Raw genomic sequence first — 13,600 nt, 5'->3', positions numbered from 1 at the left:
ATGGGAAACCCCGTCCAATCCAGCAGCCCGGCCCCCGGCCTCCGGCTGCGGGTCAACGGCCGCGCCTGCGCCGTGCCCGCCGCGCCCGGCACGGCGCTGCTGCACGTGCTGCGCAACGACCTGGAACTGAATGGCCCGAAGTACGGTTGCGGCCTGGGCGAGTGCGGTGCCTGCACGGTGCTGATCGACGGCGTGGCCGCGCGGTCCTGCGTGATCCCCGTGCAGGCTGCGGTGGGCCGCGAGGTGACCACGCTCGAGGGCCTCGGTTCGCGCCAATGCCCCGGTCCCACCCAGCAGGCCTTCATCGACTGCCAGGCGGCCCAGTGCGGCTACTGCCTCAACGGCATGGTCATGACCGTCGAGGCCCTGCTGCGCCGCAATCCGCACCCATCGGAGCAGGAAGTGCGCAGCGAGCTGCACCACAACCTCTGCCGCTGCGGCACGCACGTGGAGATCCTGCAGGCCGCGCTGCGCGCCGCGCGGTTGCGCGTGGGCGGCGCGGCCCCGGATGCCCCGGCGAGCGAAGCAGGAGTGCGTCCGTGAACCTGCCGGCCCATTCCATCGCGCCGGCTGCGACCGAGGTCCCGGGCGTGCCCGCGGACCTGCTGCACGGGCTGGCCTTGCGGCCCGACCGCATGGGCTGGGACGGGCTGCGCTACCAGGGCGACGCACTGGCCGATGCCCGGCTGGACGACGTGCGCGCCATGGCCGGCGTCGTGGCCGCGGTGCGTAGCGGAAACTTCCTGGGCGTGGTCGCCATGGCACCGGTCCATGCGCAGCAGGCGGCCGTGGTTCTGGCGCCGGTCTGGCGCGGGACGGACGCCGGTGCCGGTGCGCGTGAGCCGCTGCCCGATGCCCCGGCGGGCGATGCGTTCGTCTGGCACCCGGCCCGCGCGGATGGTCCTGCCGGCGCGCGCGCCATTGCCTGGTGCATGGACGGCCATGCCAGCCTGTGGCTGCCCCGTTGCGCGCCAGATGTCCAGGCCCTGATCGCCAGCGAGATCGCGGCGCTGCTGCAAGTGCCTGTGCAGGGCTTGCGCCTGTTCGCGCTGGACGGCGCCGCGCCGCCCGCGCTGGCATTGGTGGACGCGGCGGCCGATGCGGCGCTGCTGTCCCGGGTCGTTGCCCGGCCCGTCAGCGTGGCGTGCGCGGCGGGCGTCGAACCGTGCGCGCTGGCGCTGCACGCTGCGGCCAGCCCCTCCGTCGGCGCCGGCACGGCGCTGCAGCCGGCCGGCGACGATGCGGATGCGCCGGCCCCCTTTGCTTTTTCCTCCCCGCTGCCCTGGGCCGTGCGGCCCAGCTGCGCACGCCTGCTGAGCCAGTCCGATGCGGCCCGCGCGGCGGCCCTGCCCAGCGTGCAGGACGCCGGCACCGTGCAGGGCGGGCGCCATGCACGCGGCCTTGCGCAGGCCGGGGTGGACGATCTCAATGCCGCGCAGGTGTTCGCCAGCGAAAGCCTGTGGCACGAACAGGCGCTGGAGCAGGGGCAGGACCCGCTGGACTGGCGCCTGCGGCACCTGCCCGAAGGCCCGGCGCGCGACCTGGCCCTGCGCGTGGCGCACAGCGCGCCGTGGACCGGCGGCGGGCCGGATGCGCACGGACGGCTGCATGGCCGGGGATTCGCGGCGGCCTGCATGCAGACGCTGGATGCCGAGGGGCGGGACCACGTGGTCTGGAGCGCCTGGGTGGCCGAGGTGGCCGTGCATCCGCAGACCGGGGAGATCGAAGTCACCCGCGTGGTCGCAGGCCACGACAGCCAGCAATTGCAGGCAGCGCAGGGCGCCAGCGTGCACACCCGGACCGTGCAGCAGGATGCGCACTGGCTGGCCGGCGCGCGCCGGTTGCTGGGCGCTCCGGCCGCCTTCGATACATGGAACAGCCCAGCTGCCGCCCAGGAGGCTCCGGCTGCGGGCGGTGAACTCCTGGCGGGAGGGCAGGGTGAGCAGGCCCTCGTCCGCCATGGCCAGCTGGACCTGGACGGCGTGGCCACCCTGCCCGCCGCCGCCGCGATCGCCAATGCCATCCGCCATGCCACGGGCGTGCGCCTGCGCGAAGTGCCGTTCCAGACCGAGCCGCTGCGCCTCGCGCTGTCCGGCGAGGCGGGTGCGGGCGGCCAGCCCGTGCGCGGCGCGCTGCGCCGCGGCCTGGGCTGGCTCGCGGCCGGTGCCGCGGGCATCGCTGGCCTGGCTGCCATGGCGTGGCCGATGAAGCCGGCCTTGCCGCTGACCGACGGGCCCGATGTGTCGATCTACTCGGCGCAGGCCATCGAGCGCGGCCGCCTCGTCGCGGCGGCTGGTGACTGCGTCGTCTGCCACACCGCGCCGGGCGGCGCCCCGAACGCGGGCGGCCTGGGCCTGGAGACGCCGTTCGGCACCATCTACTCGACCAACATCACGCCCGATACGGAAACCGGCATCGGCCGGTGGTCGTATGCGGCCTTCGAGCGTGCCATGCGCCAGGGCATCCACCAGGACGGGCGCCAGCTCTATCCGGCCTTCCCATACACGGCCTTCGCCAGGCTCGGCGACGGCGACCTGCAGGCGCTCTACGGCTACCTGATGTCGCAGCCCGCCGTGCAGGCCCGGGCACCCGAGACGCAACTGGCCTTCCCCTACAGCCTGCGCCCGGCCATGGCCGGCTGGAACCTGCTGTTCCACGATGCCACGCCCTTCCGCGCCGATCCGGCCCGCAGCGCCGAATGGAACCGGGGCGCCTACCTGGTGGAAGGCGCGGGCCACTGCGCCGCCTGCCATTCGCCGCGCAACGCGCTGGGCGCCGAGAAGGGCGGCATCCACTACCTGGGCGGCGGCGAGGCCGAGGGCTGGAGCGCACCCGCGCTCAACCGATTGGCCGACGGCCCGCGGCCCTGGAGCCGCGAATCGCTCTACCAGTACCTGCGCACGGGCTTCTCCGCGCGCCACGGCGTGGCCGCCGGGCCCATGGCGCCCGTGATCCACGGCCTGGCCGAACTGCCTGATAACGACGTGCGCGCCATCGCCACCTACCTGCTGGAGCTGCCCGGCCGGGCGCCGCAGGCCGCCCCGGCCGCGGATCCCGCGCCAGCCGCCGTAACGGCGGCGGCCACGGCCGCAGCGGTGCCAATGCCGGTGCCTGCGCGCACCCTGGACCGCCACGCCAGCGGCGAGCGCCTCTACCAGAACGCCTGCGCCGTCTGCCACGAGGCCGGCAGCGGCCCGACCCTCTTCGGCGCCAGGCCGCTGCTAGGGCTCAACACCAACCTGCATGCCGCCACGCCGGACAACCTGGTCCAGGTCATCCTCCACGGCATACAGCAACCCGCCAATGACGCCCTGGGCTACATGCCGGGCTTCGGCGACAGCCTGGACGACCGGCAGATCACCGACCTGCTCGGCTACCTGCGCTGGCGTTTCGCGCCGGAGGAAAAAGCGTGGCCGATCGATATGGAGACGATCCACCGGCTGCGTGCGACGGCACATGCGGGCGTGCCATGACCGCATGACCCGGTGAGCGCGGGCTGCGGTACGCGGGGCCGCGGACAAGAAGAGGAAAAGCGGGAGGACGGTTTTCGCGATCGGCCCCTTCGGGTGGCGCCGGAGGGTTCGATCGCCAGGGGTTTTCTGGCAGGGCACGTGCCGGTACGGCGTCGCGACCTGGCGGAAGGGGCATATCAACAGCTAGCGGTGACGACCACAGGAGTTCCCATGTCATCTTCATTCGTTTCGGTGGAAAAAGGCATCCAGACAGCGGGTGTCGGCCGGTTCCAGTACCGGCTCTTCGTGATCTTCGGCCTGGTCTGGCTGGCCGACGCCATGCAGGTGCTGTCCATCGGCTTCAGCGCGCCGTCCATCGCCAAGACCTTCGGCAAGACGGTGCCCGAGGCGCTGCAGACCGGCACCTTCTTCTTCATCGGCATGCTGATCGGCGCCTTCGTCTTCGGCCGCCTGGCCGACCGCATCGGGCGCCGCCCGGTGCTGATGATGGCGGTGGTGATCGATGCCTGCGCCGGCGTGGCGTCGGCCTTCGCGCCCGAGTTCGCCTGGCTGCTGGTGCTGCGCTTCATCACCGGCATCGGCGTGGGTGGAACGCTGCCCGTGGACTACACCATGATGGCCGAATTCCTGCCCAGCGACCGTCGCGGGCGCTGGCTGGTGCTGCTGGAGTCGTTCTGGGCCGTGGGCACCATCTTCCTGGCCATCCTGGCTTTGGTGGCCGTGTCCTGGGGCAACGATGCCTGGCGCGTGATCTTCTTCGTGACCGGCATTCCGGCGCTGGTGGGCGTGGTGCTGCGGTTCTACATCCCCGAGTCGCCCATGTACCTGAACCGCAACGGCAAGTCCGACCAGGCCCGCCAGGTGCTCGAGCGCGTGGCCAAGGTCAACGGCAACACCACGCCGATCCCGCCGCTGCAGCCCGAGAAGCAGGAGCGCAAGTCGCTGTTCGCGCTGTTCTCGGCGGAACTGCGCCGCCGCAGCCTGGCGCTGTTCCTGGCCTGGGCGCTGATCTCCATCGCGTACTACGGCGTCTTCGTCTACCTGCCGGTGAAGCTCGGCAGCGAGGGCTTCGCCTTCATGCGCGGCCAGGTCTTCCTGGTGGTGCTGGCCCTGGTGCAACTGCCCGGCTTCGCGCTCTCGGCCTATGGCGTGGAGCGCTGGGGACGCAAGCCCACGCTGATCGGCTTCCTGCTGCTCAGCGCCGTGGGCTGCATGCTCTACAGCCTGGGTTCGTCGCCGTTCGTGGTGATCGGCTCCACCCTGCTCATGAGCTTCTCGCTGCTGGGCACCTGGGGCGCGCTCTACGCCTTCACCCCCGAGGTCTATCCCACCGACCTGCGCGCCAGCGGCATGGGCATGGCGGGCGCGGTCGCGCGCTTCGGCGGCCTGTTCGCCCCGGCCATCATCGCTCCGATCATGGCCACGCATTTCACGCTGGCCTTGGCCGTGCTGTCCGCCATGCTGGCGGGCGGCGCGCTGTCGATCTGGGCGGTGGATGTGGAGTCCCGCAACCGCGCGCTCGACTGATCCGTCCCCCGCCGCAGGCGCTCCCTACAATCCCGGCATGCACGACAAGACCGCGACCGAGGGTGCCGATGAGGGGTATGTGTTCTCCGAACAGGTGGGGCATCTGCTGCGCCGCGTCTATCAGCGGCACACGGCGCTGTTCCAGCAGTACATCCCCGATTCCCAGCTGACGGCCGCCCAGTTCGTGGTGCTGTGCTCGCTGCACGACCAGGGCAGCAGTTCGCTGGCCGAGGTGGTGAAGGCCACCGTGATCGACCAGGCCACGATCCGCGGCGTGGTCGACCGGCTGAAGCAGCGCGGCCTGATCAGCGTGGACCACGACCGCGTGGACCGGCGCAAGGTGGTGATCGAGCTGACGGACGAAGGCCGCGGCCTCGTGCGCACGATGCAGCCGTTCGCACGCAGCATCACCCAGAGCACCTACGGCAAGCTCAACCCCGCGGAACGGCTGGCGCTGGATTTCCTGCTGCGCAAGATGCTGGAGAGCGGCGAGGGCGCGTAGCGAGCTGCTCGCCGCCCTGCACGCGATGGGGTTGTGTCTTTGATCTCCGGCCCATCCTATAAGCGACACACGGCCGTCCATCAGGCAATTTCAATTTGCAATGCGGTTTCAGCAAATGTTGAAATTAAGGTTTCAAGTGAAAAAGGCCTATCCAATGAGAGCGGCAGACGCCCGCGCTGGCGAGGCACTGCACAGGCTGCTCGAGAAGGTACCGGTCCTTCGGGTCGAAGGCATCGAAGCTGAAACCGTGTCCGGGGATTGGGGGCCGGATCTGATCGCCCGCATGCTCGTGGATGGGCGCCAGTATCTGCTCATCTGCGCATACAAGGCGAATGCGCAACCGCGGTATGCCCGTTCCGCGCTGCTGGAACTGCGAAACCACGTTGCACAGCGAGCCCCGGAGGCAACGCCCCTCCTCATCGTCCCTTACATTTCACCCGCAGCGCGAGCCACGGCGGCACGGAGTCTGCACTGGCGCTGGCGGGGGCCGGTCCAGGATCGGCGTGAGTGGTCTGTGCCGCGCGGGCCGCGGTATCGACCATCAGCGCCTGCCTGGAGACCTTCGCCGTCGTACCCCAGCCCTGCAGCAGGCCTTCGAACTTCAATTGCTCGAACGCCATGGCAGCGCCCTGGTCGCTCACCCCGTGCTGGCGCTTGAGCCCCGCGGCGGAGAGCACGTCGCCCACTTTCAGCGAGCAGTCGGCCAGCTGCACCCAGGTCGCGGCGACGGCGCGTTCGCATTGCGCGTCCAGGCTTTCGGCAGGGGGCGCATCGGTCGTCCGGATGGGAGCCGCCGCCATCTCCGTCGCCGTCGTTGTCGCCTGCACCGCAACCGTTCCGGTATCGGCCGCCTCGTCCGGAGCGGTGGCGGCGGAGGCTTTCACCTGCGCGGGTTTCGCCGGCGATGCGCCGATCGCCGCGCCCGGCGCGACACCGACTTTTCCGCGTAGCCCTTGCCCGTCTTTTCGGCGACCAGCCTGGTCGGCGCAGCGGAGGCCTTGGCGGCATCCGCGCACGGCTTGGTCTGGCTCTGGCCGGCGGTGCCGATGCGGCCCCACCGGATGTTCAGGTCGGAGGCTGCCTGCTCCACTTCCCAGAATTTGCTGGAGTTTCCCTCGATCAGTTCGAAACGTCGCATGAAGTCGTGAATCCTTTCGGAAAAAGCGCCTCAAGGGGCTGCGGCCCGCAGGCCGCCGGGGCCGGCCGGATGACGGCAGGGATCAGGAGCTGCCGACCGGTGGGCCCGCACCCTCCGCGGGCGCCGGACCGCCAGCCTGGGCAGCGGCAGCGGCCGCCTGCTCCTGCCGTTCCTTGGCCATCTGCTCCACCAGTTGCTGGCGGCCCTGCTTGGCCACGGCGATCATTTTCGCGCGATCCTTGTGGTGGGGGTACATACGGTTGGCCAAAGCGGTGTTGTGGCAGCGGAAACGGTCGGCCAGCGCTTCGGCCTGAACGGCGGGCATGCCCATCACCTCCAGCACGGTGCGCGCGGTCTTCAGGCTGGACTCGAATACCTCGCGCTCCACCCGCTCCACGCCCAGGTCGCGCAGCGCATTCCAGTGCGTCACGTCGCGCGCGCGGGCCACGATCTCCAGCTGCGGGAAGTGCTTTCGCGCGATCTTCACGATCTTGAGCGATTGCTCGGTATCGTCCACCGCCACCACCAGCACGCGGGCCTGCGCGGCACCCGCGATGCGCAGCAGGTCGAGCCGCGTCGCATCGCCGTAGAACACACGGTAGCCGAAGGTGTGCGCCACCTCCAGCATCTCCACGCTGTGGTCCAGCACCGTGGCCGGCACGCCCTGGGCCAGCATCATGCGAGCCACGATCTGGCCGTAGCGGCCGAAGCCCGCGATGATCACCGGGGCCTCCTGGGGCTCGGATATCTCTTCCACCTCCGGCGGGACCTCGTCCTTCAGGCGCGCATGGCGCCGCAGCAGCACGCGGTCCATCGCCGTGAGCAGCAGCGGACTCAACAGCATCGACAACGCCACCGCGCCGATCAGCAGCGATGCCGTCTCCGCCGGGATCGCACCCGCGCCCGCGGCCGTCTGGAACACCACGAACGCGAACTCGCCGCCCTGCGCGAGCAGCAGCGTAAACACCGGCCGCTCCTGGTAGGCCATGCCGGTGGCGCGTGCGAGTGTGTAGATGACCACGCCCTTCACCGCGAGGAACCCGAACAGCAGCGCCAGCATGGCCCACGGCGACCGCATCAGCACGCCGAAGTCGATGGTCATGCCCACGGCCATGAAGAACAGGCCCAGCAGCAGGCCCTTGAAGGGCTCCAGGTCGGTTTCCAGTTCGCGGCGGTACTCGCTCTCGGCCAGCAGCACGCCGGCCAGGAAGGCGCCCAGCGCCATCGACAGGCCCACGGCCAGCATCAGCATGGCCGTGGCGACCACCAGCAGCAGTGCCGCGGCCGTGAAAATCTCCGGCGTGCGGCTGCGCGCAATCCAGCGCAGCAGCGGCCGCAGCAGCAGGCGCCCGCCCAGCACGATCGCGCCCACCACGCCGACGATCTTCGCGGCCTCCAGCGCCAGGCCGCCGGCCGTATGGGGCTGCGCCGCGCCGCCCGCGCCCTCCGCACCGGCGGCCAGCAGCGGCAGCAGCGCCAGGATGGGGATGGCCGCCACGTCCTGGAAGAGCAGGATCGAGAACGCCTTCTGCCCGCTGTCCGTGCGCATCAGGTTGCGCTCGGCCAGCACCTGCAGCGCGATCGCGGTGGACGACAGCGCCAGCCCCAGCGCCCCGACCAGCGCCACGCGCCAGGGCAGCCCGCAAGCCCAGGCCACCGCCCACAGCAGGGCCGCGCAGCCCAGCACCTGCGCGCTGCCGAGTCCGAAGATCGGCCGCCGCAGGCTCCAGAGGCGGCTCGGCTGCAGCTCCAGGCCCACGAGGAACAGCATCAGCACCACGCCGAACTCGGCGAAATGCAGGATGTCCTGCACGTTGCTCACCAGGCCCAGGCCCCAGGGGCCGATGGCGATGCCGGCCGCGAGGTAGCCGATGATGGCGCCCAGCCCGAGCGCGCGCGCGATGGGCACCGCCAGTACGGCGGCGCCGAGGTAGAGGAATCCGTAGGTGAGCCAGGTGGGTGCGTGGGCCATGGACGCGGTGTCGGCAGCGGCGGGAACGAGGAGAGGGAGCGGAAGAGGGAGGCGCCGGGGCATTGTGCCCCGTTAACATGCGCCACCGTGTCGGCGGCCATGCCGGCGCGGCATCCCCTTTCCATTGTCTCCTGCTGCCTTCCCATGGATTTCCACACCTGGCTCGCCTTCGCCGCGGCCGCCTGCCTCATCGCCCTCTCGCCCGGTTCCGGGGCCGTGCTGTCCATGAGCCACGGGCTGGCCTACGGCGTGCGCCGGACGGGCGCGACCATCCTCGGCCTGCAACTGGGCCTGCTGCTCGTGCTGGTGATCGCCGGTGCCGGCGTGGGCTCGCTGCTGCTGGCATCCGAGACCGCGTTCAGCGCGGTGAAGGTGATGGGTGCGTGCTACCTGATCTATCTCGGGTTCACCCAGTGGCGCGCGCGCGGCGCCACGGTGTTCGGCGACGAAGGGGCCGCCCCCGCGGCCTCCTGGCGCCGGCGCTGCGCTGCCGGCTTCCTCACCAACGCCACCAACCCCAAGGGCATCATCTTCATGGTCGCGGTGCTGCCGCAGTTCCTGACGGAGTCGCGGCCCCTGTGGACGCAACTGCTCGCGCTGGGTGCCACCATGGTCATGGTGGATCTCACCGTCATGCACGGCTATGCGGCCAGCGCCAGCGCGCTGCGGCGCCTGCTGCGCAGCCCCCGGGCGGTACGCAACCAGAACCGTGTCTTCGGCGGCCTGCTGATGGCCGTGGGCGCCGGGCTGTTCTTCGTGCGGCGCGGCGGTCAGCACGCCTGACGGCGACGGACAGCTTGCGCCGTCACGCCGTGGCGCTACCATCGGCGTCCCGTACCGAACGATTTCCGCCATCGAGGAGTCGCACATGCCCGTGATCGCAGTGGCAAACCCCAAAGGGGGTGTCGGCAAGTCCACGCTAGCCATGAATGTGGCCGGCTATTTCGCGAGCCAGGGGCATGCCGTCGCCCTCGGCGACCTGGATCCCCAGCAGTCGTCGCGCCTCTGGCGCAGCCTGCGGCCGCCGGCCGCGCGCCCCATCGCCGACTGGGAGACGCCCGCCGGCGCCGTGCCGCGCCCCCCGCGCGACGCCACCCATGCGGTGCTGGACACCCCGGCCGGCCTGCACGGCGCCCCGCTCAAGGAGGTGCTCAAGCTCGCCGACAGGGTGGTCGTACCGCTGCAGCCCAGCGTGTTCGACATCTTCGCCACCCGCAGCTTCCTGGACGAGCTGGCCGCCCACCGCCAGGCCGCCTCGACGCAGATCGGCATCGTCGGCATGCGGGTGGACTCGCGCACCATCGCCGCCGACAAGCTGCAGGAATTCGTGGAAGGGCTGGGGCTGCCCGTCCTGGGCATGCTCCGCGACACCCAGAACTACATCCACCTCGCGGCGCAGGGCCTGTCGCTCTTCGACGTCTCGCCCGGCCGGGTCGCCCGCGATCTGGAGCAGTGGAAGCCCATCTGCGACTGGCTCTCCGGCGGCTGACGCGCTGTCGCCGGGCCGACACGCCCCGGCGCGGCCCGCGCACTACAGTGCAGGGCATGAAGAAGACCTTTCAGTCGTATTCCGAGCTGGCGGCCTGCGTCGGCAGCGAGGTGGCCGTCACCGAATGGATCGCCGTCACGCAGGAGCAGGTGAACCGGTTCGCCGAGGCCACGGGCGACCACCAGTGGATCCACGTCGATCCGGAGCGTGCCGCGCAGGGGCCTTTCGGCGGCCCTATCGCCCATGGCTTCCTGACGCTGTCGCTGCTGCCGCGCTTCTTCGAGTCGGCCTTCGATATCGAGGGCGCGCGCATGGGCGTCAACTACGGCCTCAACCGCGTGCGCTTCATGTCGCCCGTGCCCGTGGGCAGCCGGTTGCGGGCGCGGCTCACGCTGCAGGCCTGCGAGCCCGCGCCGCCGGACGGCGTGCAGATGACCTGGCTGGCCACGATCGAGCGCGAGGGCGTCGACAAGCCCGTGTGCGTGGCCGAATCCCTCACCCGCAATTACGGCGCGAAACCCTGATCGCCTGGCTGCCGGCCCGCCTCGCACGGGTGCCGTGCAGGCGTGAAAAAGCCCGCCGGGCTGAAGCCATGGGCGGGCTTGCGTTCTGCGTGCGGCGCCGCACGTCCCGTTGCCGGGGCGCAGGGCGCTGCGGCGCGGTCTCAATGGTCGCCGCTGACGATCTCGTGCGAGCGGGCTGCCGCGACGGCTTCTGCACGCACCTGGTCGCGGGTCACCACCTGGGTGTTGCCATTGGACACGGCCAGCGGAGCGGGGACGTCGCTCCATTCGCCGCTGCGCGGCATCGTGCCGTTCTGGCGTGCGGCCACCAGGTCGGCGATCACGGCTTCACGCGTCAGGGTGCTGGGGCCGTCGTTCACGGCCGGGTAGTTGTTCCAGTCGCCCTGGATTCCGGTATCGGCCTGGGCGGAGAAGGCGGTCAGTGCGAGCAGGGCTGCGGCAATGGCGAGAGGCTTGCGGTTCATGATGTGTTCCTTTGTCTGTCCATGCGTCGGGAAATGTCCGGGCAAGGCCGGCTTGCTGCGCGGTGCGCGGCGCCGGTCTTGTCCTGCCTCGGTGAGCCCGACGGGTCGCTCATCGATGGATCCGACTGTACGCAGGGTTAACCCCCGGAAAAACAGCATCGGCGGCAATGATTAATTCATGAAATTGAAATAATCTGATTTCATGGATCACCTTCATTGCGAACATGGATAGATTGCTCACCATGCGCGTCTTCCAGGCCGTGGCGGACGAGGGCGGCTTCGCCGCTGCCGCCCGGGCCCTGGATCTTTCCCCTGCAGCCGTCACCCGGCTGGTGGCCGACCTCGAGGACCACATCGGCACGCGGCTGCTGCAGCGCACCACCCGCAGGGTGTCGCTCACGGAAGCGGGGGAGGCCTACCTGCTGCGGGTGCGCAGCATCCTGGCCGACGTGGACGAGGCCTTCGCCGTCGCCCAGGCGCACACCTCCGAGATCGCCGGCGTGCTGCGCCTGCTCGCGCCCCCGGCGCTGGCCGTGCACATCCTCGCCCCGCTGGTCGCGGGCTTCCGCCAGGCCCATCCACGGGTCACGCTGGAGATCCACGTGGACTCCTCGCTCGACCCGCCCATCGGCGACTACGACATCACCCTGCTCGGCGCGGACGAACGCTTCAACGCCAACATCATCGCCCGGCCCGTCGTCTCGCTCGACGGCATCGTCTGCGCCTCGCCCGAGTACCTGCGCGCGCACGGCATCCCGCAGGTGCCGGAAGACCTGAAGCACCACCAGTGCCTGCTGCGCCGGCGTTCAGAGACGCGCCCCGGCGTGATACGCCTGCTCGAAGGCGGTGACGAAGGGCGCGTGGTGGAGGTCGCGGTGCAGCCCGTGTGCGTGTCCAACCACATCGACACGCTGCTGCGCGCCACGCTGGATGGGGCGGGCATCAGTTCGCAGCCGCTCGACCTGACGGCGCCCTACCTGCGCAGCGGGCGGCTCGTGCGCGTGCTGGAGCCCTGGACCACGGGGCGCTTCACGCTGTACGCGGCCCTGCCGAGCCGCAAGTTCATGCCGGCGCGCACCAGGGCCTTCCTGGACTTCCTGAGCCAGCGCACGCGGCATTCCATCGAGGAAGCCATGCAGGCTTCGGGCGCGCTGGGATAGGGCTGGGGACAACGGGCCGTCAGGCCGGTTGGGGCGGGGCGAAGCCGTTCTGCCGCCAGGCTTCGTATGCCGTCACGGCGACGGCATTCGACAGGTTGAGGCTGCGCTGGCCCGGGAGCATCGGCAGGCGCAGGCGCTGGGCGGGCGGGAAGGCATCCCGCAGCTCGGGGGGCAACCCCCGGCTTTCGGAGCCGAACACGAACCAGTCGCCCGGCAGGAACGGGGTCTCATAGACCGTGTGCACGCCATGCGTGGTCATGGCGAACACGCGCTCGGGGCTGGGCCGGGCATCGCGCAGGAAGGCCGTCCACCCCGCATGCAACTGCACTTCCGCATATTCGTGGTAGTCCAGGCCGGCGCGCTTCATGAGCTTGTCTTCCATGGAGAAGCCCAGCGGTTCCACCAAATGCAGGGTGCAGCCCGTGTTCGCGGCCAGCCGGATCACGTTGCCGGTGTTGGGCGGGATTTCCGGTTCGACGAGGACGATGTGGAACATGGACCTATTGTGTGCCGCAGCGTGCGGGCGCCCCGGCGCGGTGGAGGGCAGATTGCAAAAAAATGTATCGGGCAGCGCAGGCTTTCCGGCTCGGCCATTTGTCCTACCCGACCGCCCTTCAGGCCGTGCGCGCCAGCACCACCGCGTCCACCCGGGAGGCACCGGACTGCAGCAGCACATGGGCGGCAGCGTGCAGCGTCGCGCCGGTGGTCATCACGTCGTCCACCAGCACGATGCGTTGGTCCCGCACCCGGGCGGCCCGGTCCGGCGCCACGGCGAACACGCCGTCCAGATTGCGCAGCCTCCCGGCGCGCGACAGGCTGCTCTGCGCTGGCGCGGCGCGCAGGCGCACCAGGGTGCGGGCGTCGCAGCGCTCCGGCGAGAGGGCCGCCGCCAGCAGCGCCGACTGGTTGAAGCCGCGCTCGCGCAAACGCTCCGGCGCGAGCGGGATCGGCAGCACCGCATCCGCGGCATCGAGCAGCGGTTCGGCCCAGGGCGCTGCGCGCACCAGAAGGGCCAGGCTGGCGGCCCAGCCGGGGTCGGAGTGGAATTTGAACCCGGCGAGCGCGTCCGACCACGGATAGCCGTAGTCCACCGCGGCGACGCAGGCCGACAGGGGCGGGGGATCGCGCAGGCAGTCCCCGCACCGGCGCACGCCCGCAGGCACGGGCAGGGCGCAGGTCGCGCAACGGTGGCGCGGCTGGGCGAAGCGCTCCGCGCAGGCATCGCACACGCGGCGCGCCGGCCATGCATGGCAGACCGCGCACTGGCTGGGCACGGTCCGGACGGCGGCGGCGAGTCCGCCCGATATCCCCGAGAACCACTGCTTCCACATGGCATCAATATACTGCCCGA

14 protein-coding genes are annotated in these 13,600 nt (G+C 70.7%); 8 read left to right on the top strand and 6 right to left on the bottom strand.

The features are described 5' to 3' along the window. The 4 genes from BLR05_RS13375 to BLR05_RS13360 all read left to right on the top strand — a co-directional run bounded on the left by BLR05_RS13375 (position 1) and on the right by BLR05_RS13360 (position 5,502). The gene (locus BLR05_RS13375) at positions 1-543 is read left to right on the top strand and encodes a (2Fe-2S)-binding protein (protein WP_092834969.1); all 543 of its coding nucleotides are present in this window, start codon (positions 1-3) and stop codon (positions 541-543) included. Next, positions 540-3,473, top strand: coding sequence for a c-type cytochrome (locus BLR05_RS13370; RefSeq protein ID WP_208606014.1), 2,934 nt, complete (start codon positions 540-542; stop codon positions 3,471-3,473). The genes BLR05_RS13375 and BLR05_RS13370 overlap by 4 nt, the downstream gene beginning before the upstream one ends. 210 nt (positions 3,474-3,683) lie before the next feature. Next, positions 3,684-5,000: an MFS transporter gene (locus BLR05_RS13365; protein WP_092834967.1), complete on the top strand. Its 1,317-nt coding sequence runs from the start codon at positions 3,684-3,686 to the stop codon at positions 4,998-5,000. A gap of 37 nt (positions 5,001-5,037) precedes the next feature. Further along, a complete protein-coding gene (locus tag BLR05_RS13360) occupies positions 5,038-5,502 on the top strand; it encodes a MarR family winged helix-turn-helix transcriptional regulator (RefSeq protein WP_092834965.1) in 465 nt (154 codons plus the stop codon). A gap of 416 nt (positions 5,503-5,918) precedes the next feature. Here the strand turns inward: BLR05_RS13360 and BLR05_RS27210 are convergent, their stop codons facing one another. From BLR05_RS27210 to kefC, 3 genes are all read right to left on the bottom strand, one after another. Beyond that, positions 5,919-6,386 (bottom strand): hypothetical protein, encoded by a 468-nt coding sequence (locus BLR05_RS27210; protein ID WP_225979397.1) that lies wholly within the window; start codon positions 6,384-6,386, stop codon positions 5,919-5,921. After that, complete coding sequence (locus BLR05_RS27205) at positions 6,383-6,640, bottom strand: WGR domain-containing protein (protein ID WP_225978971.1); 258 nt, start codon at positions 6,638-6,640, stop codon at positions 6,383-6,385. The genes BLR05_RS27210 and BLR05_RS27205 overlap by 4 nt, the downstream gene beginning before the upstream one ends. A gap of 82 nt (positions 6,641-6,722) precedes the next feature. Further along, positions 6,723-8,612 carry a glutathione-regulated potassium-efflux system protein KefC gene (kefC, locus tag BLR05_RS13345; protein WP_092834963.1) on the bottom strand — a complete coding sequence of 630 codons (1,890 nt, stop codon included), beginning with the start codon at positions 8,610-8,612 and terminating at the stop codon, positions 6,723-6,725. Between the two features lie 144 nt (positions 8,613-8,756). Here kefC and BLR05_RS13340 point away from each other — a divergent pair, with 144 nt between their 5' ends. The 3 genes from BLR05_RS13340 (at position 8,757) to BLR05_RS13330 (ending at position 10,625) form a co-directional block, all read left to right on the top strand. Then, entirely contained in the window at positions 8,757-9,395 is a 639-nt protein-coding gene (locus tag BLR05_RS13340) for a LysE family transporter (RefSeq protein WP_092834961.1), read from the top strand. An 85-nt stretch (positions 9,396-9,480) separates the two neighbouring features. After that, positions 9,481-10,101: a nucleotide-binding protein gene (locus BLR05_RS13335; protein WP_092834959.1), complete on the top strand. Its 621-nt coding sequence runs from the start codon at positions 9,481-9,483 to the stop codon at positions 10,099-10,101. Positions 10,102-10,157: 56 nt separating this feature from the next. Continuing rightward, entirely contained in the window at positions 10,158-10,625 is a 468-nt protein-coding gene (locus BLR05_RS13330) for a MaoC family dehydratase (protein WP_092834957.1), read from the top strand. 140 nt (positions 10,626-10,765) lie between these two features. On the opposite strand, the gene BLR05_RS13325 is transcribed toward BLR05_RS13330, so the two are convergent. Further along, on the bottom strand, positions 10,766-11,089 hold the full coding sequence (locus BLR05_RS13325) for a DUF4148 domain-containing protein (RefSeq protein ID WP_092834955.1): 324 nt from the start codon (positions 11,087-11,089) through the stop codon (positions 10,766-10,768). A 224-nt stretch (positions 11,090-11,313) separates the two neighbouring features. On the opposite strand from BLR05_RS13325, the gene BLR05_RS13320 reads away from it, so the two are divergent. After that, complete coding sequence (locus tag BLR05_RS13320; RefSeq protein WP_092834953.1) at positions 11,314-12,249, top strand: LysR family transcriptional regulator; 936 nt, start codon at positions 11,314-11,316, stop codon at positions 12,247-12,249. 19 nt (positions 12,250-12,268) lie between these two features. Here the strand turns inward: BLR05_RS13320 and BLR05_RS13315 are convergent, their stop codons facing one another. Both BLR05_RS13315 and BLR05_RS13310 read right to left on the bottom strand, forming a co-directional pair. After that, positions 12,269-12,745 carry a tRNA (cytidine(34)-2'-O)-methyltransferase gene (locus BLR05_RS13315; protein WP_092834951.1) on the bottom strand — a complete coding sequence of 159 codons (477 nt, stop codon included), beginning with the start codon at positions 12,743-12,745 and terminating at the stop codon, positions 12,269-12,271. 118 nt (positions 12,746-12,863) lie between these two features. Then, the gene (locus tag BLR05_RS13310; RefSeq protein WP_092834949.1) at positions 12,864-13,580 is read right to left on the bottom strand and encodes a ComF family protein; all 717 of its coding nucleotides are present in this window, start codon (positions 13,578-13,580) and stop codon (positions 12,864-12,866) included. Between the last annotated feature and the right edge of the window lie 20 nt (positions 13,581-13,600).

The sequence above is a fragment of the Paracidovorax cattleyae genome (assembly GCF_900104515.1).
Lineage (GTDB): Bacteria > Pseudomonadota > Gammaproteobacteria > Burkholderiales > Burkholderiaceae_C > Paracidovorax > Paracidovorax cattleyae.
The sequence above is the reverse complement of the archived record's forward strand: the minus strand, read 5'-3'. Positions and strand labels throughout refer to the sequence as shown.